This window comes from Pseudomonas sp. CH235, assembly GCF_004368175.1.
In the GTDB taxonomy this organism is placed as follows: domain Bacteria; phylum Pseudomonadota; class Gammaproteobacteria; order Pseudomonadales; family Pseudomonadaceae; genus Aquipseudomonas; species Aquipseudomonas paraglycinae.
In genome coordinates, this window is record NZ_RRZJ01000014.1 from 1 (window position 1) to 20,976 (window position 20,976).

Here is a 20,976-nt window from a genome sequence, read left to right on the forward strand (position 1 = left end):
CGGCGCGGCCAACCTGGTCCTGAGCGGGGCCAACAACTTCCTCGGCGGCGTCACCCTCAACGCCGGCACCCTGACCGCCGGCAGCAACGGCGCTCTCGGTCTGGGCAACCTGACCGTGGCGGGCGCCTCGGCGCTGGACAGCAACACCTCGGTGTCGCTGGGCAACAACGTGGTGCTCAACGCTAACCTGACCAACACCGGCACCAGCAACGTAGCGCTCGGCGGCGTGGTCAGCGGCACCGGCGGCCTGATCAAGGACGGCGCCTCCAACCTGACCCTCAACGGCATCAACACCTACAGCGGCGGCACCACGCTGAACGCAGGCACCGTGACCCTCGGCACCGCGGCGAGCCTGGGTTCCGGCGCGGTGACCGTGGCGGGCGCGTCGACCCTCGACACCACGGCGCCGCTGGTGCTGGCCAACAACGTCAACGTCAATGCCAACCTGAGCGTGGCCGGCAACAACAACCTGACGCTTGGCGGCGTGATCGCCGGGGCGGGTACCCTGACCAAGAACGGTCTGGCCGACCTGACGCTGTCCGGCAACAACACCTTCAGCGGCACCTTCGACGTGCAGTCCGGCAGCCTGACCACCCTGGGCAACTCGGCACTGGGCAGCAACGCCGGAGTCAATCTCGGCGCTGCGGCGACCCTCAATCTCGGCGGCTCCGGCAGCCTCGCCAGCCTGACCGGCAGCGGCACCGCACTGATCGGCGGCGGCAACACGCTGAGCATCGGCGGCAACAACGCCAGCAGCATTTTCGATGGCGTGCTCACCGGTACCGGCGAGTTGAGCAAACTCGGCACCGGCACGCTGACCCTGACCGGCCTCAACAGCCTGACCGGCAACACCACGGTCAACGCCGGCACCTTGAACGTCAGCGGCTCGCTGGACAGCGCCAGCGTGCTGGTCAACAGCGGCGGCACCCTGACCGGCGGCGGTTCGCTCGGCGGGGCCGTGACCGTGGCGGATGGCGGTCATCTGGCCGGCGCCACCGGCAGCACGCTGTCGGTGAATTCGCTGGTGTTCAACGCCAATTCCAACTTCGATGTCGGCCTCGGCACACCGGTCTCCGGTGGCGGCAACGCGCTGGTCAACGTCGGCGGCAACCTGACCCTGGACGGCACCCTCAACGTCAGCGACATCGGCGGTTTCGGCAGCGGCGTGTACCGGTTGATCAACTACACCGGTGGCCTGACCGACAACGGCATGCTGATCGGCACCGTGCCGGGCAGCGTCACTCCGGGCGACCTGACCCTGCAAACCGCACTGGCCAACCAGATCAACCTGCTGGTCACCGCACCGGGCGTCACCGTGCAGTTCTGGGACGGCAACCAACTGGTCGCCAACGGTTCGGTGGATGGCGGCAGCGGCACCTGGGGCACCGGCACCACCAACTGGACCGACGTCAACGGCACCACCAATCAGGCCTGGACCAACAGCTTCGCGGTGTTCCAGGGCACGGCGGGCACCGTGACCGTCAACGGCGCGCAAACCATCACCGGCATGCAGTTCGTCACCGATGGCTACAGCCTGCAGAACGGCACGGCCGGTTCGCTGAATCTGGTCAACGGGTCGCTGGGCAATGCCACCGTGCGGGTCGATCCGAACGTCACCGCCACCGTGGGCGTGGCGCTCAACGGCGCCGGCACACTGGGCAAATACGACACCGGCACCCTGGTGCTCAACGCCGCCAACGGCTACACCGGCGGCACCGCGCTCAATGGCGGCAAAATCGTGGTCGGCAACAACTCAGCCCTCGGCACCGGCGTGTTGACCGCCGCCAACGGCACGGCGCTGGACAGCAACGCAGCGGTCAGTCTGGCCAACGCCGTGGTGCTCAACGGCGGACTCACCGTCGCCGGCTCCAACGCATTGACCCTCGACGGTGTCGTCAGCGGCAGCGGCAGTCTGATCAAGACCGGCGCCTCAAGCCTGACTCTCAACGGCAGCAACACTTACAGCGGCGGTACCCAGCTCTCGGGTGGCTCGCTGATCCTGGGCAACAACAGCGCGATCAGCAGCGGCGTCCTCAGCGTGCTGGGCAACGGCACCCTCGACAGTACCTCTGCGCTGCAACTGGCCAATGCCATCAACCTCGGTGCGGAATTGACCCTGGCCGGCAACCAGAACACCACGCTGCTCGGTGCAATCACCGGCAGCGGCAGTCTGGTGAAAAACGGCAGTGGCGACCTCGTCCTTAGCGGTGCCAATACCTACAGCGGCGGTACGACGCTGAACGGCGGCAGCACCCGTGGCGACACCAGCAGCCTGCAAGGCGCCATCGCCAACAACGCGACGCTGACCTTCGAGCAGAACAGCGACGGCAGCTACACCGGCAATCTGACGGGCGCCGGCACTCTGAACAAAACCGGCACCGGCGCCTTGCTGCTGACCGGCAACAACACCTTCACCGGCAACACTGCGGTGCAGGCCGGTGCGCTGAACGTCAACGGTGTGCTCAACAGTGCCAACGTCAACGTGGCCAGCGGGGCGAAGGTCGGCGGCAGCGGCGTGTTCGCAGGCGCCGTGCAACTGGCCAGCGGTGCGACGCTGACGGGCGGCGGCGCTGCAACGCCGTTGTCGGTCGGTTCGCTGGCGTTGTCGTCGGGCACTAACCTGGACTTCACCCTCGGCTCGGCCGCCAGTTCCACAACCGTGGTCAACGTCGCCGGCAACCTGACCCTCGACGGCACGCTGAACATCAGCAATGCCGGCGGCTTCGGCACCGGGGTCTATCAACTGTTCAGCTACGGCGGCAGCCTGACCGACAACGGTCTGGTCTACGGCAGCCTGCCGGTGTCGGCGGCCAACCTGACCCTGCAGACCGCGCTGGCCAATCAGGTCAACCTGCTGGTGCAGAACACCCCGGGTGAAGTGCAGTTCTGGAACGGCGGCACCACCAACCCGGACGGCAGCATCGGTGGCGGCAGCGGCGTGTGGGGGCCGGGCACCAACTGGACCGATCCGAGCGGTACTCAGGCGTTGGCGTCGAACGGTCAGTTCGCCGTGTTCGGCGGGCAGAGCGGCACAGTCACGGTGCAAGGCAATCAGAACTTTACCGGGTTGCAGTTCCTCTCCAGCGGTTACAGCCTGGTTCCAGGTGCTGGCGGTACGCTGACACCGGTCAACGGCCCGGGCGGCAGCCTCGCGCCGGTGCGGGTGAATGCCGGTGGCAGTGCGGAAATCTCCGCACCGCTGGTGGGTAGTGGCGGTATCGAGAAACTGGATTCCGGCACTCTGGTCCTCAGCGGCGCCAACACCTACAGCGGCGGGACCACGGTCAGCGGCGGTACGCTGATCGGCAATACCACCAGCCTGCAAGGCAACATCCACAACAACGCCTCGCTGGTGTTCCAGCAGAACGCCAACGGCCAGTTCAACGGTCGCCTCAGCGGTATCGGCGCCTTGGCCAAACGCGGTGCCGCGCGCTTGCTGCTGACCGGTGATCAACCCTTCAGCGGCACCGTGGCGGTGGATCAGGGCGTACTGCAAGTCGGCAGCCGCGCGGCGCGGGCGTCCCTCGCCGGGCAGGTCACCGTGGCCAATGGCGCGGGCCTGAGCGGTAATGGCAGCGTCGGTTCGGTGGTCAACCATGGCGTGGTGGCTTCCGGTGGCGAGGACGGCACCTTGAGTGTCGCCGGCAACCTGACCAACGCCGCCGACGGTGTGCTGGCCCTGACTGTCAGCTCGCCGACCGCCACTCCGCTGGCCGTCGGTGGTACCGCGACTCTGAGCGGTGGTCTGCAGGTCAACAGCCTGGCACCGTTCACCGGCAATACCGTGTACTCGCTGATCACCGCCGGTGGCGGAGTGACCGGAACCTTCAGCGCCGCCGACCTGCCGCAATACGCGTTCCTCAATACTGCGCTGGTGTATGACCCGAACGCGGTGAACCTGGTGGTCAGCCGCAACGGCAACTCGTTCGTCGACGTCGCCGCCACCGGCAACCAGCGCAACACCGCTTCGGCGTTGATGCGCAACGGCGCGGCGGGTAGTGCGTTGCAGAACGAAATCGTCAACCTCAGCGTGGCCGGGGCACGTAACGCCTTCGACAGCCTGTCGGGGGAAATCCATGCCAGTACCGCCAGCGCAGTTCTCGAGGATTCGCGCTACGTGCGGGATGCGGTCAACGACCGTATGCGCCAGCCGTCGTGCAGCGCGCCGGACGATCCACGCCGCGCCCTGGCCCCGAGCGACAACCAGCTGAGCAGCAACGGCTGCCACGGCGAAATGGTCGGCTGGGCCCGCGCACTCGGCGCCTGGGGCGAGTCGGATGGCGACAGCAACAGTGCGAAGCTGGATCGCAACCTGAGCGGCTTCATGCTCGGCACCGACAAACAGATCGACGACCAATGGCGCGTCGGCATGGCCGCCGGTTACACCCGCAGCGATCTGGATGCTCATGATCGTCGCTCGAATGCCACGGTCGAGAGCTACCACCTGGCGGCGTACCTCAACTCGCAATTCGATGCCCTGGCGGTGCGCCTTGGCGCGGCGTACAGCTGGCACGATATCGAAACCAAGCGCGACGTCAGCGTCGGCGCCTACAATGATCGGTTGAAGGCCAATTACGACGCCCGCAGCGTCCAAGTGTTCGGTGAAGTCGGTTATGCCATCGAAGCGGCCGGGATTGCCCTGGAACCGTTCGCCGGCCTGGCGTACGTCAACTACGACAGCGACAAGGCCAAGGAGAAAGGAGGAGTAGGGCGCCTGCGCGCCGAGTCCGATCAGGACATCACCTTCTCGACCCTGGGCGTGCGCGCCGGCAAGGTCATCACCCTGGCCAACGGTGGGCAGTTTACCCCGCGCGCGGCCCTCGGCTGGCGGCATGCCTTCGGCGACACCAAACCTGACGCTGACCTGACCTTCATCGACGGCGGCGCCTCGTTCAACACCCAGGGCGTACCGATTGCCAAGGACAGCGCGGTGGTCGAAGCAGGCGTGGACTTCCAGATCAGCCCGACCGGCAAGCTCGGTATCGGCTATTCGGGGCAGCTGTCGAACGAGAGCAACGACCATGCGATGACCATCAGCTTCAGCCTCGGGTTCTGATTCAGGAGCGAAGCACTTCAGCCGCCCGCAAGGGCGGCTTTTTTTTGCCCGCCGACCCCTCTGCTAAAATCCCCCCCACTGCCTCCCGGAGACTGCCCCATGACCGAGCCCATCCGTCTGACCCAATACAGCCACGGCGCCGGCTGTGGCTGCAAGATTTCGCCCAAGGTGCTGGAGGTGATTCTGGCCGGCAGCGGGGCGCAGAACCTTGATCCGAAACTGTGGGTCGGCAACGCGTCGCGCGATGATGCGGCGGTGTATGAGATCGATGCCGAGCGCGGGGTGGTGTCGACCACGGATTTCTTCATGCCGATCGTCGACGACCCGTTCGACTTCGGCCGCATCGCCGCCACCAACGCCATCAGTGACATCTACGCCATGGGCGGCGATCCGTTGATGGCGATTGCGATCCTCGGCTGGCCGGTCAACGTGCTGGCGCCGGAAGTGGCGCGAGACGTGATTCGTGGCGGGCGCGCGGTGTGCGATGCGGCGGGGATTCCACTGGCCGGCGGGCATTCGATCGATGCGCCGGAGCCGATCTTCGGTCTGGCCGTCACGGGGCTGGTGGAGAAGCGCTTCATGAAACGCAACGACACCGCCACCGCCGGTTGCCTGCTGTACCTGACCAAACCGTTGGGCATCGGCATCCTCACCACCGCCGAAAAGAAGGGCAAGCTGCGCCCCGACGACATCGGCGTGGCCCGGGACTGGATGTGTACGCTGAACAAGCCCGGCAGCCGTTTCGGCAAGCTGGCCGGGGTCACCGCCATGACCGACGTCACCGGGTTCGGGCTGCTCGGGCATCTGGTGGAAATGGCCGACGGCAGTCACCTGACGGCGCGGGTTTTCTATGACCGGGTGCCGCGTCTTTCGAGCATCGAGTATTACCTCGAACAGGGCTGCGTGCCCGGTGGCACCTTGCGCAATTTCGACAGCTATTCGAGCCGCGTCGGGCGGGTGCAGGAATTGCACAAGCGAGTGCTGTGCGACCCGCAGACCAGCGGCGGATTGCTGGTGGCCGTGACCCCCGAAGGCAATGCCGAATTCCTCGCCGTCGCTGCCGAACTCGGCCTCGCGCTTGAGCCGATCGGTGAGTTGATCGGGCGACAGAGCCACGCGGTCGAGGTGAATTGATGTCCATCGACGTCACCGACTACCGCGACATCTTCCTCAACGATCGGCCGCTGATGGACGCCCGTGCGCCGGTCGAATTTCACAAGGGCGCGTTTCCCGGGGCGGTCAATCTGCCGCTGATGAACGACATCGAGCGGCAGCGGGTCGGCACTTGCTACAAGCATCACGGTCAGCAGGCCGCCATCGAACTGGGCCATCAACTGGTGTCCGGCGCGGTGAAGGCCGAGCGCCTCCAGGCCTGGGCGGCGTTTGCCAGGACGCATCCCGAGGGTTATCTGTATTGCTTTCGTGGCGGCTTGCGTTCGCAGATTGTCCAGCAGTGGCTCAAGACCGAAGCCGGCATCGACTACCCGCGTATCGGCGGTGGCTACAAGGCGCTGCGGGGTTTTCTGATCGACACGCTCGAATCGGCCCAGGCCGACTGTGATTTCGTGCTGCTGGGTGGCATGACCGGCACCGGCAAGACCGAAGTGCTGGTGCAACTGCGCAACAGCGTGGATCTGGAAGGCCATGCCAATCACCGGGGCTCCAGTTTCGGCAAACGCGCCACCGGTCAGCCGTCGAACATCGATTTCGAGAACCGGCTGGCCATCGACTTCCTGAAAAAACGTGCCGCCGGCATCGATCAGTTTGTGCTGGAGGATGAGAGTCGGGTGGTGGGGAGCTGCGCGCTGCCGCTGTCGCTGTATCAGGGCATGCAGCAATACCCGATGGTCTGGCTGGAAGATCGTTTCGAGCAGCGCGTCGAGCGGATCCTGCGCGATTACGTGGTGGATTTGTCCGCCGAATTTCAGGCAGTGCATGGGGACGAGGGTTTCGGGCGGTTTTCCGAGCGCTTGCTGGACAGCCTCGACAACGTGCACAAACGCCTGGGCGGCGAACGGCATCGACGGATGCGGGAGTTGATGGAGGAGGCGCTGGCGGAGCAGGGCCGCAGCGGGGCGGTGGATTTGCATCGCGCGTGGATCGAGGGCTTGCTGCGCGAGTATTACGACCCGATGTATGTGTTCCAGCGCGAGAAGAAGGGCGGGCGGATCGAGTTTGCCGGGGAGCGGCAGGCCGTTATCGAGTACTTGCGTCAACGCGATAAACCCAAGGCCTGACGGGGCCCGAGCGGGCCCCGGGCAAACTCAGGTCGGACAGCTTTCCTGGCCGTTATCCAGCCCCTGTTTGTAGCTGTGGCTCTGAAGGCTGGCCTTGCCGTTGTGCCAGGTCAGGGTCAGCACGTACAGCGAGTCGTAATCGCTGGATTCCCAATCTTCGGTGATCTTCTGCTTCTCGCCGACGGCCTTGCCCGCGACCTTGTTGATCAGCTCCGGCAGGTAGCCGTGGGACCACGCGGTGTAAATGGTCGAGTTGTGGTACTTGTCGTCGGTCAGTTCCCGGGCCAGGTCGCTGGTGTCGTTGGCCGAGAACTCGATGTTCACCGGCAGGCCGAGCTTGATCGCCGCCGGGCTGATGGTCATCAGCGGGCGGATGTAGCTGTAGGAGTTGTCCAGCTCGCCTTCCTCGACATTGCGCGTCGGGTTGGCGGCGAACACATAGTCGGCCTTGCCGAATTTTTCCGGTAGCAGGGTCGACAGGTCGATCGCCCGGTTCAGGCCCTGGCAGTTGAGCTGGCCGAGACCACCGGCGGGTTTCTCGGCATGGCGCAGGAACACCAGGGTCTGGGTGCCGTCCACCGGTTGCGCACGGCTTTCGCTGGATTCCAGCGACAGGAACAGCGCGCTGACTGCCAGCAGGGTGGGCAGGGCCACATACGCGCGATGTTTGAAGCGGTTGGCGACTTTCATCAAGTTCGTCATGGGATAAGGCGTCTTCAGTCTGTTCGGTTAAGGCTGACAAACCTCTGCACCGGTGCGTGGGCGCCGGGTGTTTTCCCTGTCATCACTGGCTTGCTTGGAGCCCCCTGAGGCCCGTTTGGTTCGATCCGCTTGAGTGCGCCGCACTTTACCGTTCAGCCTGTGCGGTTGGAGGGAAGGTTAACCACAGGATGTTGCGGATTTAAGTAAGCCTGCCAAGGGAGGCGTAAAGAACCCGAGCCAGAGCGCTGATCGTGGATTATGCTCAGGCCTTTCATTTTGTGACTGGATGCTACACATGACTGATCTGTCCGCGTTCCCGATCACCCAGAAATGGCCGGCGCAGTACCCTGACTGGATTCAGCTCTATTCCCTGCCGACCCCCAACGGCGTCAAGGTCTCGATCATGCTCGAAGAGATCGGCCTGCCGTACGAGCCGCACCGCGTGGGCTTCGACACCAACGACCAGATGTCTCCGGAATTTCTGTCGCTGAACCCGAACAACAAGATCCCGGCGATCATCGACCCCCACGGCCCCGAGGACAAACCGCTGCCGTTGTTCGAGTCCGGCGCGATCCTGATCTACCTCGCCGACAAGAGCGGCCAGTTGCTGGCCCAGGAAGGCGCGTTGCGCTACGAAACCATCCAGTGGCTGATGTTCCAGATGGGCGGCATCGGCCCGATGTTCGGCCAGCTCGGTTTCTTCAACAAATTCGCTGGCAAGGACTACGAAGACAAGCGTCCCCGTGACCGCTACGTCGAAGAAAGCCGCCGCCTGCTCAGCGTCCTGAACACCCGCCTGGAAGGGCGCGACTGGATCATGGGCGAGCGCTACACCATCGCCGACATCGCCACGTTTCCGTGGGTGCGCAACCTGATCGGCTTCTACGAAGCCGGCGATCTGGTCGGCATCAACAACTTCCCGAACGTCACCCGGGTACTGGAGCGCTTCCTGGCGCGGCCGGCCGTTGTGCGCGGGCTGACCATTCCTTCCTGACCCTGTTGCAGCCGGGTGCGCAGATTGTTGCGTGCCCGGTAATGCACTGTTGATTGATCCAGGTTTGTACCCCGTCCCTCGCAAGGCATAAGCTTCGCCCCCTACGACTTTCGTCTCATCCGCTGTTTTCAGGAAAGGCCCCATGTCCAGTCAGTTCCCCGAAGCACGTCCACGCCGTCTGCGCCGCAATGCGAGCCTGCGCAGCCTGTTCCAGGAAACCGAGTTTTCCCTCAACGATCTGGTGCTGCCGATCTTCGTCGAAGAAGAGATCGACGACTTCGTGCCGATCAAGAGCATGCCCGGCGTGATGCGTATTCCCGAGCGCAAACTGGCCGGCGAAATCGAGCGTTACGCCCGGGCCGGGATCAAGTCGGTGATGACGTTTGGCGTGTCTCATCACCTGGACGCCAACGGCAGCGACACCTGGCGTGAGAACGGTCTGGTGTCGCGCATGTCGCGGATCGCCAAGGACGCCGTGCCGGACATGATCGTGATGTCCGACACCTGCTTCTGCGAGTACACCGATCACGGCCATTGCGGCGTGATGCACAACCATGAAGTCGACAACGACCAGACCCTGATCAACCTCGGCAAGCAAGCGGTAGCGGCAGCCCGTGCCGGTGCCGACGTGATCGCGCCGTCGGCGGCGATGGATGGCCAGGTGCGGGCGATTCGCCGGGCACTGGACGACGCCGGCTTCACGCAGATTCCGATCATGGCCTACTCGACCAAATTCGCCTCGGCGCTCTACGGCCCGTTCCGCGAGGCCGGCGGCAGCGCGCTGAAGGGCGATCGCAAAAGCTATCAGATGAACCCGATGAACCGCCGCGAAGCCCTGCGCGAATCGTTGCTTGACGAGCAGGAAGGCGCCGACGCGCTGATGGTCAAACCGGCCGGCGCGTACCTGGACATCATCCGCGACATCCGCGAAGCCTCGAACCTGCCGCTGGCGGCGTATCAGGTCAGCGGCGAGTACGCGATGATCAAGTTCGGCGCCCAGGCCGGGGCCATCGACGAAGATCGCGTGGTGCGCGAAAGCCTCGGTGCGATCAAGCGCGCGGGCGCGGATCTGATCTTCACCTACTTTGCGATGGACCTGGCCCTGGCCGGGATCTGATCCTTCAGGGACAACTGAAAAACGGCCGGATCCCGTGATCACGGAAATACCGTTCGATCACCTTCGGATCCGCGCTGTTGTCGGCAATCGCCACGTAGGTATCCGGGCGCAGCAGGTAAAAGCCGTTGCGCCCCAAGCCCGCCGTTTCAAATGCCGGGCGCCAGTCGAACACGTGCAGCGGCAAGTGATGTTCATTGCACCAGGCGATCATCTCGTCGCTGGTGTCGCCGTACACATGCACCTGCCAGCACGGGTGGCGCAACGGCTCGTAATTGTCCCCCTCGCCATCATGGGCCCACGGCAAGCGGTCGCCGCCGTGGACGTGCCCGGCCACGCCTTCGCTCAACGTCATGCCCCGATAGTTGACGGTGATTTGCGACACCGTGCGAAACAGGAATTCGCGGCTGGTCTCGAACGCGGCCATTTTCGGAATCAGGAACGGTGCCAGTCGCGTGCGCAACAGATCGGCCATGCGGCCTTCGGCGGTGACGAAGCTGAAGACCTTGTCGGTGGTCGACACCAGTCGCCGGGCGAAGGCGATGCGTTCGGTTTCGTAGCTGTCGAGCAGTTTGGGCGTGGCCGCGCCGCCGAGCACTGCCGCGAGTTTCCACGCCAGATTGATCGCATCGCCGATGCCGGTGTTCATGCCCTGACCGCCGGCCGGGCTGTGTACGTGCGCCGCATCGCCGAGCAGAAACGCCCGGCCCTGGCGAAAGTGATCCGCCACCCGGTGATGCACGCGGTAGGTGGAGAACCAGTTGACGTCCTCGATGTGCACGTTCAGATGTTCGATGGCGCGATTGCTGACATCGGAAAACTCGAGGGTTTCGGCGCGATCCGCACGTTCGTCACGCACCGTGCCGATCAACCGCGCACGGCCTTCGCCGGCCAGCGGGAACACCGCCAGAAAATCCGCTTCATCCAGATCCAGATGCAACTCGCCATTGAGCGCCGGACCGCTGGCCCGCACATCCGCGACATAGAAAATCTGCTGATAGGTACCGCCGGGAAAACCGGTGTCGAGGGTTTTGCGCACGACCGAACGGGCGCCGTCACACCCGGCCAGATAGCAGGCCTGGCAGATTTCCTGCTCGCCATCCGGCAGGCGCAAATGCGCGGTAAGGCCGTCGCCGTTTTCGGTGAAACTCTCCAGCGTCGTGTTGCGCTCGACGGTCACGTCGTAGTCTTCGAGGCGGTCGATCAGCAGCCGCTCGTGTTCGTCCTGCGGGTACATCTCCAGAAAGGCATAGGGCGTCAGGCCTTCACCGATCCGGTTCAGCGGCAGCTGCGCCACGGGTTTGCCCTTGACCCAGAAATTCGCCGCCGCCACCCGGTGGCCATTGCGTACCACCGCATCGGCCAGATCCAGTTGCCGGTACAGCTCAAGGGTGCGCGCCTGCACCGCCAGCGCCCGCGACGTGGTGCCCGGAGCGGAAGCCTTGTCGATGATGCGCACGCGCACGCCCAGTTTGCTCAGCCACAGGGCCAGCACCAGTCCGGTGGGGCCTGCGCCGATGATCAGAACATCACTGCGGTTCATGGTCTGTCCTCCTCGCGTGTCCTGATCCAAGACTTGCCACTGAGTGTGCAGCAGCAAGTATGGATCAGACGGCGAGGGCGGCCAGTCGGCCTGCCAAACGGGGCGATGGAACAGCGCCGCCGGCCCGCAGTCCTATCCTGCACCCTGCGATTGAGCGTAGGGTTAACCCGGCTCAACGGACTGGATGAAGCGTTATGCACACCCCTCGATTAATCGTCAGCCTCGCCGCGCTGCTGGTACTGGCCGGTTGCGCCGGTCAACGCAGCGAAGAACCGGCGCCGCGCCCGCCCGCCGAGGTCAAGGCGCAGATCGTGCGCCTGCTGCCGGCAAAAACCGTCGACCGTCAGGGCTGGGCCACTGACATCTACGCGGCGTTCGCCGCCCAGGGCATCAGCCCGACCACACAGAATCTGTGTTCGGTGCTGGCCGTCGCCGAGCAGGAATCCACCTTTCAGGTCGATCCGCCGGTGCCCGGACTGGGCAAGATCGCCCGTGATGAAATCGACCGCCGCGCCGCCAAGGTGCATATCCCGAGCCTGTTGATCAGCGGCGCCTTGCAGGTGCGTTCGCCCAACGGCAAGACCTACAGCGAACGCCTGAGCGCCGCCCGCAGCGAAAAGGAATTGAGCGCGATTTTCGACGACTTCATCGGTTCGGTGCCGATGGGCCGTACGCTGTTCAGCGGTTTCAACCCGGTGCACACCGGCGGGCCGATGCAGGTCAGCATCGAATTCGCCGAGAAGCATGCCAAAGACTATCCGTACCCGGTGGACGGGACGATTCGCCGCGAGGTGTTCAGCCGTCGCGGCGGGATGTATTTCGGCATCGCCCATTTGCTCGGTTATCCGGTGAGTTACCGCGAACCTTTGTACCGCTTCGCCGATTTCAACGCCGGCTGGTACGCCAGTCGCAACGCGGCGTTTCAGAACGCGGTCAGCCGGGCGTCGGGGATTCCGCTGGCGCTGGATGGCGACCTGATCCGCCCGGGCGCGATCATGCCGGGCAGTACCGAACTGGCGGTGCGCGCCCTCGGCAAATCCCTGGGCATGCGCAATCCGGTGATCCGCGATCAACTGGAGAAGGGCGATAGCCTGGCTTTCGAGGAGACCAAACTGTATCAACGGGTCTTCGAGCTGGCGGAGCGTGCGGAAGGCAAGTCATTGCCCCGTGCGGTGCTGCCGGGCATCGTGCTGCAGAGCCCGAAGATCACCCGCAAACTGACCACGGCGTGGTTTGCCAAACGGGTCGACGAGCGTTATCGGCGCTGCATGGCCAAGGGCTGAGGACGATCAAAAGGGAATAAAAAAACCCGGCTGACGGGAGCCGGGTTTTTTCTGGGTTGTTGCGATCAAGCCATGCATTCAGGCAACGCGGCGTTCGATCAGACGATCCGAGCCACCTTCAGCAACGCGACGTTCAATCAGACGATCCGAACCACCTTCGGCAACGCGGCGTTCGATCAGACGGTCCGAACCACCTTCGGCAACACGGCGTTCGATCAGACGATCCGAACCACCTTCGGCAACGCGGCGTTCGATCAGACGATCCGAACCGCCTTCGGCGATCATGGTGTGGGCCGGTTTGGCGGCAAATGCGTTGAAGGCCAGAACCGAGAAGGCAATGCTGAGGATGACTTGGCGTTTCATGATGGTGTGCTCCGGGGGTGTTGTTTGTTTGGTATGGAGCCGATGTTACGCCCGGGATTTTTTAAGAGAACTTCATTGACGTGATGGTGAACATCGACGCCGATGATGGTTTGTCACAACACCTTCACCGCGCGGCCAATTGCCTGGATCGGCCCGGTGGGTTTGCCGATCGGCGAACCGGTGGCGCCTTCCAGCGTCAGCTCGAACAACTGGTTCGGTTGCAGCGGCGGCAGCTTGTCCAGCGGGATCGACAGCGCCTGGCCCGGCTTGACCAGCCCCAGCGACACCGGACCCTGCCAGCCGTCGGCCTTGGTCCAGAACTCCAGCGCCTTGTCGGCCGGCACCTCGACCACGCCAAGCGGAATCAACTGAATCTCCCGTGGATTGCTGGCCTGGATCACCCAGCCCGGCGCCTTGTCCTGCGGGGCGACCAGCACCACCAGAAAGCTCGGTTTCGGCGTGGTTTGGGTCAACAGGATCGAGCCTAGCAACAAGGTCGCGGCCAGCCCGGCAGCGCTCAAACCGCGCCACAGCGACAGGCGGTTCCACCATGAAATCTCGGGCGCCACCTTATGGGTGAGTTGCCCGACACTGCGTTCGATGCGTTGCCACAGCTGCGGCGAGGGCTGATGCGCCGGGGCGAGGTCGGTCAGCTCCAGCAGACGCCGCTCCCAGGCATCCACCGCCGTTTGCAGCTCGGGCTCGTTGGGCAAGCGCCGTTGCACCTCGGCGCGCGCTTCGGCCGAGAGGGTGCCAAGCACGTATTCGCTGGCTAGTTCATCGCGTTCCTGCGCCGATTCGGTGGTCATCCCATGCACTCCCGCAACGCATTGAGGCTGCGCTTGATCCAGGCTTTGACGGTGCCCAGCGGCGTGTCGAGGCGTTGGGCGATCTGTGCGTGGCTGTAACCGTCGACGTAGGCGTGAAGGATGCAGCGGCGGCGTTGCGGTTCCAGTTGATGCAGGCAGCGATGGATGCGGGTCGATTGCGCCAGCGCATCGAAGTCGTCATCAATCGCCGGAGATTCGTTGCTGTCGTTCAACGGCGTTTCCCGGTCGTGATTGCGCAACACATTCAACGCCAGATGCCGGGTCACGCTGAACATCCAGCCTCGGGCCGAACCGCGCGCCGGATCGAACCCCGCCGCGCCGGCCCAGATCTTGATGAATGCGTCGTGAACGATGTCTTCGGCCAGCGCCGTGTCACGCACCAGACGCCGGGCCACACCCAGCAGCCGCGGACTTTCCTGCACATACAATTCGCGCAGGGCCCCGCGCTCGCCGCGGGCACAGGCGGCGAGGCGGGCTTCGTAATCGAACGCGGTTTCGGGTAATGGCATGTCCTGCAATCTAGCAAGCATCGAGCAAACGTCCAGTCAGGCTCAGTTCGCGGCCCAGAAAATGTAGTCGGCTTGGTACTTCACCACTTCCTGTTTGCCCTTGTTCGCCGCCGTGCATTCGCTGCCCGGCGCCACGCCGCCCTTGAGCGCGACGCGCTGGATGTAGCTCACGCCGCTCATCGCGCCTTTGCCCTCGGCGGGGTTGGCCTTGACCAGTTGATAGGGCAGGTTGCCCGGGCTCGACGGCGCGACGGCCAATTGCGTGCCGGTGACTTTCGAGCCGTCCTTTGCCTGCCAGGTGGCGGGCGGGCCGAAGTAGGTGCCGACTTGTTTGCCGCTGCGATCGTTGAGCACCGCTTTGGGGCCGACGAACACCCACTCGGTCTGGCCGGCGGCATTGGCCTTGTCCCGGCATTCGTAGGTGATCTCGCCGACCCCGGTGGTTTCCATCGCGATCTTGTGACCGTCCGGCACCTTGATCGCATCGGGATAACTGCTTTGGGCAAAGCTTGTCGAGGCGACGGCGAGCAAACCGGTGAAGCCGATCAGTTGGGTGATGTTCATCAGTGTTTCTCCGAAAAAGGGTAAACCGCTGACAGCCGAAAGGGGGCTGTTACAGGGACTACCCGTGACGGAGGCGTTTGGATGCAGTGGCCGGAAAATAAATCTGAAAGCACTGAAGGTCAGATGGCTGGAACCCGCTCACCCCCGGTTTTTGCCAATGCCAGGCCGGAGGCTTTCAGCAGTTCCTGGGTATAGACATGCTGCGGCGCCGCAAAAATCTGGCGCGAGGCTCCCTGTTCCACCACCTTGCCGTCCTTGATCACCATCAAATCGTGCGCCAGTGCATGCACCACCGCCAGGTCATGGCTGATGAACAGGTACGTCAGCCCATGGCGGATCTGCAATTGCCTCAACAACTCCACCACCTGTTTCTGCACCGTGCGGTCCAGCGCCGAGGTCGGTTCGTCGAGCAGAATCAGCGCCGGTTCCAGCACCAGCGCCCGGGCGATGGAAATGCGCTGGCGCTGGCCACCGGAAAACTCGTGGGGATAGCGATGTCGGCTCTGCGGATCGAGGCCGACTTCCTCCAGCACGCGGATCACCGCTGCCTCACGTTCCTCAGCCGTGCCGATGCCGTGGGTCAGCAAGCCTTCGGCGATGATCTGCTGCACCGACATCCGTGGGCTGAGGCTGCCGAACGGGTCCTGGAACACCACCTGAATCTGCCGGCGCAACGGGCGCATCAAGCGCTGATTGAGCAGGCTCAAATGCTTGTTGCCGAAGCGAATATCGCCCTCGGATTCCACCAGCCGCAGAATCGCCTGGCCCAGCGTCGACTTGCCCGATCCGGACTCGCCGACAATCCCCAGGGTCTTGCCCCGTTGCAGCCGGAAACTCACGCCGTCCACGGCCTTGATGTATTCCTGGGTGCGGCTGAACAACGCCTTGGGCAGCGGGAACCAGACTTTCAGATCATCCACTTCCAGCAGATTGTGATCGTAGCGACTCGGCACCGGTGCGCCGGACGGTTCCGCCTCGATCAGCAGGCGGCTGTAAGGATGCTGCGGGGTGCGGAACAGCGTTGCGCAGTCGGCTTGTTCGACGATTTCCCCGTGGCGCATCACGCACACCCGTTGGGCGATGCGCCGCACCAGATTGAGGTCATGACTGATGAGCAGCAGCGACATGCCCAGGCGTTGCTGCAACTCGATCAGCAGCTCGAGAATTTTCTGCTGCACGGTCACGTCCAGCGCCGTGGTCGGTTCGTCGGCGATCAGCAATTCCGGCTCGTTAGCCAGCGCCATGGCGATCATCACCCGTTGCCGCTGGCCACCGGAGAGCTGGTGCGGATAGGCCTTCAAGCGCTGCAACGGCTGGCGAATGCCCACCAATTCCAGCAGCTCCAGCGTGCGCTGGCGTGCGGCGCGACCCTTGAGCCCCTTGTGGATCTCCAGCACTTCGCTGATCTGCTTTTCCACCGTGTGCAGCGGGTTCAGCGAGGTCATCGGCTCCTGGAAAATCATCGCGATGCGGTTGCCGCGCAAGCCGCGCATCTGCTGCTCGCTGGCATGCAGCAAGTCCACGCCGTTGTAGCGGATGCTGCCCGTGCTGCTGACCGTTTTGCCCGGCAGCAAACGCAGAATCGAGTGGGCCGTCACCGACTTGCCCGAGCCGGATTCGCCGACCAGTGCCAGGCACTCGCCACGGCGGATGTCGAGGTTCACGCCGTGCACCACTTCGTGCCCGGCGAAGGCGACGCGCAGGTCGCGGATTTCAATCAGGTTGTCGGTCATTTCAGCTCCGGGGATCAGGATCGCGGATCGAACGCGTCACGGCAGGCTTCGCCGATAAACACCAGCAGGGACAGAATCAGCGCCAGGGCAAAAAACGCCGTCAGCCCCAACCACGGCGCTTGCAGATTGCGCTTGGCCTGGCCGATCAGTTCGCCCAGCGATGCGGTGCCGGCGGGCATGCCGAAGCCGAGAAAATCCAGCGCGGTGAGGGTGGCGATGGCGCCGGTCAGAATGAACGGCAGGTAGGTCAGGGTGGAGGTCATGGCGTTGGGCAGAATGTGCCGGCGCATCAGCTCGCTGTCCGTCAGGCCCAGGGCCCGCGCGGCCTTGACGTATTCCAGGCTGCGCCCGCGCAGGAACTCGGCGCGCACCACGTCCACCAGTGCCAGCCAGGAAAACAGCGCCATGATCCCCAGCAGCCACCAGAAACTCGGCGATACGAACCCCGACAAAATGATCAGCAGGTACAGCACCGGCAGCCCCGACCAGATCTCCAGCACCCGTTGCCCGAGCAAGTCGACCCAGCCGCCGTAATAACCCTGCAACGCCCCGGCGACGATGCCGATCAGCGCACTGACGGCGGTGAGAATCAGCGCAAACAGGATCGAAATCCGCGTGCCGAAAATCACCCGCGCCAACACGTCCCGGGCCTGATCGTCGGTGCCCAGCCAGTTGCTGGAGGACGGCGGACTCGGCGCCGGTTCAGTTAGGTCGTAATTGACCGTGTCGTAGCTGAACGGGATCGGCGGGAACAGCATCCAGCCGCCCTGATCCTCGATCAGTTTGTGTACGTAATTGCTCGCGTAATCCGGCTGGAACGGCAGTTCCCCGCCGAAATCGGTTTCCAGATAATCGCTGAGGATCGGGAAGTAGAACGCATGGTGGTAGCGGATCACCAGCGGCTTGTCGTTGGCGATCAGTTCGCCGCCGAGGCAGATCAGGCACAGCCCGATGAACAGCCACAGCGACCAGCGCCCGCGACGGTTGGCCTTGAATTGGGCGATGCGCCGCCGGCCCAGAGGGGAGAGTGTGAACATCAGGCAGTCCTCGCCGAGAAGTCGATGCGCGGGTCGAGCAGGGTGTAGCAGAGGTCGCCGATCAGCTTGATCAACAGGCCGAACAGGGTGAACAGGAACAGCGTGCCGAACACCACCGGGTAGTCCCGCGACACCGCCGCTTCGTAGCTCATGCGCCCGAGGCCGTCGAGGTTGAAGATGGTTTCGATCAGCAGGGAGCCGGCGAAAAACACCTCGATCAACGCCGACGGCACACCGGCGACCACCAGCAGCATCGCGTTGCGAAACACATGGCCGTAGAGCACGCGTCTTTCGGTCAGGCCCTTGGCGCGCGCGGTGATCACATACTGGCGGCTGATCTCGTTGAGGAAGCTGTTCTTGGTCAGGATCGTCAGCGTCGCAAAACCGCCGATCACCAGCGCCGTCACCGGCAACACCAGGTGCCAGAGGTAGTCGCCGACCTTGCCCCACAGGCTCAGGCTGTCGAAATTGTCCGAAACCAGCCCCTGCACCGGAAACCAGTTGACGTAGCTGCCCCCGGCGAACACCACGATCAACAGGATCGCGAACAGAAACGCCGGCATCGCGTAACCGACGATGATCGCCGTGCTGCTCCAGACATCGAATGCGCTGCCGTTTTTGATCGCCTTGCGAATGCCCAGCGGGATCGAAATCAGGTAGGTGATCAAGGTCGCCCACAGGCCGAGGGACAGCGACACCGGCAGCTTCTGCACGATCAGATCCGTCACTTTCGCACCGCGAAAGAAACTGCTGCCCAGGTCCAGTTGCGCGTAGTTTTTCAGCATCAGCCACAGGCGTTCGTGCATCGGTTTGTCGAAGCCGTAGTGGTGCTTGATCTCTTCGATCAGCGCCGGGTCCAGGCCTCGGCTGCTGCGCCCGGCACCGCCGATGGCGGTTACCTCGCTGGCGCCGCCCATGCTGTGCCCGCCGAAGCCTTGCAGGCGGGCGATGGCCTGTTCCACCGGGCCGCCGGGCGCGGCCTGCACGATGACGAAGTTGACCACCAGAATGCACAGCAGCGTCGGAATGATCAGCAACAGACGTCGACTCAGATAACGCCACATGTCACTGGCCCCCCGCGAGCTGATGCAGGGCACTCATTTGCTGATTGGTCAGCGGCTTGGCCGAGACCTCCCACCAGGTGTCGAGGCCTTCGCTGTAAATCGGCTGCACCGGCGGCCTGCCAAAGCGGTTCTGATACACCGTCGGCGTGCCTTTTGAGTAGTAGTTGGGAATCATGTAGTCACCCCATTGCAGCACCCGGTCGAGGGCGCGGGCGTAACGCACCATGGCGTCGCGGGTATTGGCCTGGACCAGGCCGTCGATCAGCCGGTCCACCGCCGGGTCCGCCAGCACCATCGAATTGGAACTGCCGACCTGCGTGGCGCTCTGCGAGGCATACAGGCTGTACAACTCGCGGCCCGGCGAGACGATCGGATCGCCGCTACGCGGGAAACTGGTGACGATCATGTCGTAGTCCCGGGCGTTGAGCCGGTTGATGTACTGCGCTGAATCGATACGCCGCAGATTCAGGGTGATGCCGATCTGCGCCAGGGTGCGTTTGTACGGCAGCAGCATGCGGTCGAAACCGCCCTGGCCGTCGAGGAAGGTGAATTCGAAGGGCTCGCCGGCGGCGTTCACCAGCCGGTTGTTTTTCGGCGTCCATCCGGCCTCGGCCAACAGCTTCAGTGCCTGCAATTGCTTATCGCGGATGTAGCCGCTGCCATCGGTTTTCGGCGCCTGATAGACGCGGCTGAAAACCTCGTCCGGAATCTGTCCGCGCAACGGTTCGAGGATTGCCAGCTCGCCGGCGTCGGGCAGGGCGGTGGCGGCCATTTCACTCTTCGGCCAGTAGCTGTTCTGGCGCACGTAGAAGCCGCGCATCATCTGCTTGTTGGTCCACTCGAAATCCCACAACAGGCTCAGCGCCTGACGCACGCGGCGATCCTTGAACAACGGGTTCTGCAGGTTGAACACGAAACCCTGAGCGCTGGTCGGTTTGTCCGGGGCGAGAATCGCCTGTTGCAGGCGACCGTCACGCAGGGCCGGGCTGTCGTAGCCGACCACGTAACCGGACGAGGAAAACTCGCGGTTGTAGTCGAACGCCCCGGCCTGCAGCAGTTGTCGGGCGACGTCGGTGTCGCCATAGAAATTCACGGTCAGGCTGTCGAAGTTGTACATCCCGCGACTGACCGGCAGGTCTTTGCCCCACCACTGCGGGTCACGCTGGAAACTGATGCTGCGTCCCGCATCGACCTTGCTCACCCGATAAGGGCCGCTGCCCAATGGTGGTTCGAAACCGCCGCCGTTGGCGAAGTCGCGGGTTTTCCACCAGTGCTCGGGCACCGGTCGCAGCGACGCCAGATCCAGCGCCAGGGTGCGGTTGAGGTTGTTCTTGAAAGTGAAGCGAATCTGCCGCGGGCCTTCGATCAGCACGTTCTGCACGTCGGCGTATTGCTGGCGATAACTCAGGCTGCCCTTGGTCATCAACAGTTCGAAGGTGTAGCGCACGTCCTCGGCGGTGATCGGCGTGCCATCGGCGAAACGCGCCTCGGGATTCAGGTTGAAACGCACCCACACACCGCCGGGATCGCGCTCCATGGATTGCGCCACCAGACCGTAGACGGTGTAGGGCTCGTCCAGCGAACGGAACCCCAGCGGCGAATACACCCAGTCGTTGACCTGCACCACGGAAATGCCCTGATCGGCATACGGGGTGATGTAGTTGTACTGACCGATCTCCATCGAAGCGCGGCTGAGCGAGCCACCCTTGGGGGCATCGGGATTGACGAAATCGAAGTGCTGGAAACCGGCAGGGTATTTAGGCGCCTCGCCGTATACCGTCATCGCGTAGCTGCCGCCGGCCAGCGCAGATGACGCGTTGCACAGCAGCGCGCTGCCGAGCAGCAGGCCGGCCATGTTGCGCATGAATGTCATGAAGTCGTTCCTCTGAGCCGGAAAAACCCGAAGCGGCGGCAGGCCGCTGCGGGATGCGAATTCGCAAGGGGAAG

15 protein-coding genes and 1 pseudogene are annotated in these 20,976 nt (G+C 63.9%); 6 read left to right on the plus strand and 10 right to left on the minus strand.

Annotated elements, in window-relative coordinates:
* The 3 genes from EIY71_RS16145 to mnmH form a co-directional block, all read left to right on the plus strand.
* A partial coding sequence (locus EIY71_RS16145) for an autotransporter domain-containing protein (protein WP_134022283.1) occupies positions 1 to 5,056 on the plus strand: 5,056 nt, incomplete at its 5' end.
* A 99-nt stretch (positions 5,057 to 5,155) separates the two neighbouring features.
* Complete coding sequence (selD, locus tag EIY71_RS16150; protein ID WP_011335088.1) at positions 5,156 to 6,190, plus strand: selenide, water dikinase SelD; 1,035 nt, start codon at positions 5,156 to 5,158, stop codon at positions 6,188 to 6,190.
* The gene (mnmH, locus tag EIY71_RS16155; RefSeq protein ID WP_134022285.1) at positions 6,190 to 7,293 is read left to right on the plus strand and encodes a tRNA 2-selenouridine(34) synthase MnmH; all 1,104 of its coding nucleotides are present in this window, start codon (positions 6,190 to 6,192) and stop codon (positions 7,291 to 7,293) included. Before selD ends, mnmH begins: the two co-directional genes overlap by 1 nt.
* Positions 7,294 to 7,320: 27 nt before the next feature.
* Here mnmH and EIY71_RS16160 read toward each other — a convergent pair whose 3' ends face one another.
* Positions 7,321 to 7,995: a histidine phosphatase family protein gene (locus tag EIY71_RS16160; RefSeq protein WP_085745881.1), complete on the minus strand. Its 675-nt coding sequence runs from the start codon at positions 7,993 to 7,995 to the stop codon at positions 7,321 to 7,323.
* Positions 7,996 to 8,290: 295 nt separating this feature from the next.
* Between EIY71_RS16160 and EIY71_RS16165 the strand changes: the two genes are divergently transcribed.
* Complete coding sequence (locus EIY71_RS16165; RefSeq protein WP_134022287.1) at positions 8,291 to 8,989, plus strand: glutathione S-transferase family protein; 699 nt, start codon at positions 8,291 to 8,293, stop codon at positions 8,987 to 8,989.
* Between the two features lie 142 nt (positions 8,990 to 9,131).
* Positions 9,132 to 10,106, plus strand: coding sequence for a porphobilinogen synthase (gene hemB / locus EIY71_RS16170; protein ID WP_064380881.1), 975 nt, complete (start codon positions 9,132 to 9,134; stop codon positions 10,104 to 10,106).
* A 4-nt stretch (positions 10,107 to 10,110) separates the two neighbouring features.
* On the opposite strand, the gene EIY71_RS16175 is transcribed toward hemB, so the two are convergent.
* Positions 10,111 to 11,646 carry an FAD-dependent oxidoreductase gene (locus EIY71_RS16175; protein WP_134022289.1) on the minus strand — a complete coding sequence of 512 codons (1,536 nt, stop codon included), beginning with the start codon at positions 11,644 to 11,646 and terminating at the stop codon, positions 10,111 to 10,113.
* 194 nt (positions 11,647 to 11,840) lie between these two features.
* Here EIY71_RS16175 and EIY71_RS16180 point away from each other — a divergent pair, with 194 nt between their 5' ends.
* Entirely contained in the window at positions 11,841 to 12,929 is a 1,089-nt protein-coding gene (locus EIY71_RS16180) for a DUF1615 domain-containing protein (RefSeq protein ID WP_134022291.1), read from the plus strand.
* Between the two features lie 81 nt (positions 12,930 to 13,010).
* Here the strand turns inward: EIY71_RS16180 and EIY71_RS16185 are convergent.
* The 8 genes and pseudogenes from EIY71_RS16185 to EIY71_RS16220 all read right to left on the minus strand — a co-directional run.
* Positions 13,011 to 13,292, minus strand: a pseudogene (locus tag EIY71_RS16185) (phage infection protein); the annotation flags it as partial.
* A 113-nt stretch (positions 13,293 to 13,405) separates the two neighbouring features.
* Positions 13,406 to 14,101: an anti-sigma factor domain-containing protein gene (locus tag EIY71_RS16190; RefSeq protein WP_134022295.1), complete on the minus strand. Its 696-nt coding sequence runs from the start codon at positions 14,099 to 14,101 to the stop codon at positions 13,406 to 13,408.
* On the minus strand, positions 14,098 to 14,631 hold the full coding sequence (locus EIY71_RS16195; RefSeq protein WP_170928941.1) for a sigma-70 family RNA polymerase sigma factor: 534 nt from the start codon (positions 14,629 to 14,631) through the stop codon (positions 14,098 to 14,100). Before EIY71_RS16195 ends, EIY71_RS16190 begins: the two co-directional genes overlap by 4 nt.
* A gap of 42 nt (positions 14,632 to 14,673) precedes the next feature.
* The gene (locus EIY71_RS16200) at positions 14,674 to 15,195 is read right to left on the minus strand and encodes a DUF3455 domain-containing protein (protein WP_064597927.1); all 522 of its coding nucleotides are present in this window, start codon (positions 15,193 to 15,195) and stop codon (positions 14,674 to 14,676) included.
* 119 nt (positions 15,196 to 15,314) lie between these two features.
* Positions 15,315 to 16,928, minus strand: a complete 1,614-nt coding sequence (locus EIY71_RS16205; RefSeq protein WP_134022297.1) for an ABC transporter ATP-binding protein — start codon at positions 16,926 to 16,928, stop codon at positions 15,315 to 15,317.
* A gap of 14 nt (positions 16,929 to 16,942) precedes the next feature.
* Entirely contained in the window at positions 16,943 to 17,965 is a 1,023-nt protein-coding gene (locus tag EIY71_RS16210) for an ABC transporter permease (protein ID WP_085648212.1), read from the minus strand.
* The gene (locus EIY71_RS16215) at positions 17,965 to 19,029 is read right to left on the minus strand and encodes a microcin C ABC transporter permease YejB (protein WP_011335075.1); all 1,065 of its coding nucleotides are present in this window, start codon (positions 19,027 to 19,029) and stop codon (positions 17,965 to 17,967) included. Before EIY71_RS16215 ends, EIY71_RS16210 begins: the two co-directional genes overlap by 1 nt.
* A 1-nt stretch (position 19,030) precedes the next feature.
* Positions 19,031 to 20,902, minus strand: coding sequence for an extracellular solute-binding protein (locus EIY71_RS16220; protein WP_134022299.1), 1,872 nt, complete (start codon positions 20,900 to 20,902; stop codon positions 19,031 to 19,033).
* Positions 20,903 to 20,976 lie beyond the last annotated feature (74 nt).

Coding starts and splice junctions, on each gene's coding strand:
- selD (WP_011335088.1), top strand. CDS start 5,156: ATGACCGAGCCCATCCGTCTGACCCAATACAGCCACGGCGCCGGCTGT.
- mnmH (WP_134022285.1), top strand. CDS start 6,190: ATGTCCATCGACGTCACCGACTACCGCGACATCTTCCTCAACGATCGG.
- EIY71_RS16160 (WP_085745881.1), bottom strand. CDS start 7,995: ATGACGAACTTGATGAAAGTCGCCAACCGCTTCAAACATCGCGCGTAT.
- EIY71_RS16165 (WP_134022287.1), top strand. CDS start 8,291: ATGACTGATCTGTCCGCGTTCCCGATCACCCAGAAATGGCCGGCGCAG.
- hemB (WP_064380881.1), top strand. CDS start 9,132: ATGTCCAGTCAGTTCCCCGAAGCACGTCCACGCCGTCTGCGCCGCAAT.
- EIY71_RS16175 (WP_134022289.1), bottom strand. CDS start 11,646: ATGAACCGCAGTGATGTTCTGATCATCGGCGCAGGCCCCACCGGACTG.
- EIY71_RS16180 (WP_134022291.1), top strand. CDS start 11,841: ATGCACACCCCTCGATTAATCGTCAGCCTCGCCGCGCTGCTGGTACTG.
- EIY71_RS16190 (WP_134022295.1), bottom strand. CDS start 14,101: ATGACCACCGAATCGGCGCAGGAACGCGATGAACTAGCCAGCGAATAC.
- EIY71_RS16195 (WP_170928941.1), bottom strand. CDS start 14,631: ATGCCATTACCCGAAACCGCGTTCGATTACGAAGCCCGCCTCGCCGCC.
- EIY71_RS16200 (WP_064597927.1), bottom strand. CDS start 15,195: ATGAACATCACCCAACTGATCGGCTTCACCGGTTTGCTCGCCGTCGCC.
- EIY71_RS16205 (WP_134022297.1), bottom strand. CDS start 16,928: ATGACCGACAACCTGATTGAAATCCGCGACCTGCGCGTCGCCTTCGCC.
- EIY71_RS16210 (WP_085648212.1), bottom strand. CDS start 17,965: ATGTTCACACTCTCCCCTCTGGGCCGGCGGCGCATCGCCCAATTCAAG.
- EIY71_RS16215 (WP_011335075.1), bottom strand. CDS start 19,029: ATGTGGCGTTATCTGAGTCGACGTCTGTTGCTGATCATTCCGACGCTG.
- EIY71_RS16220 (WP_134022299.1), bottom strand. CDS start 20,902: ATGACATTCATGCGCAACATGGCCGGCCTGCTGCTCGGCAGCGCGCTG.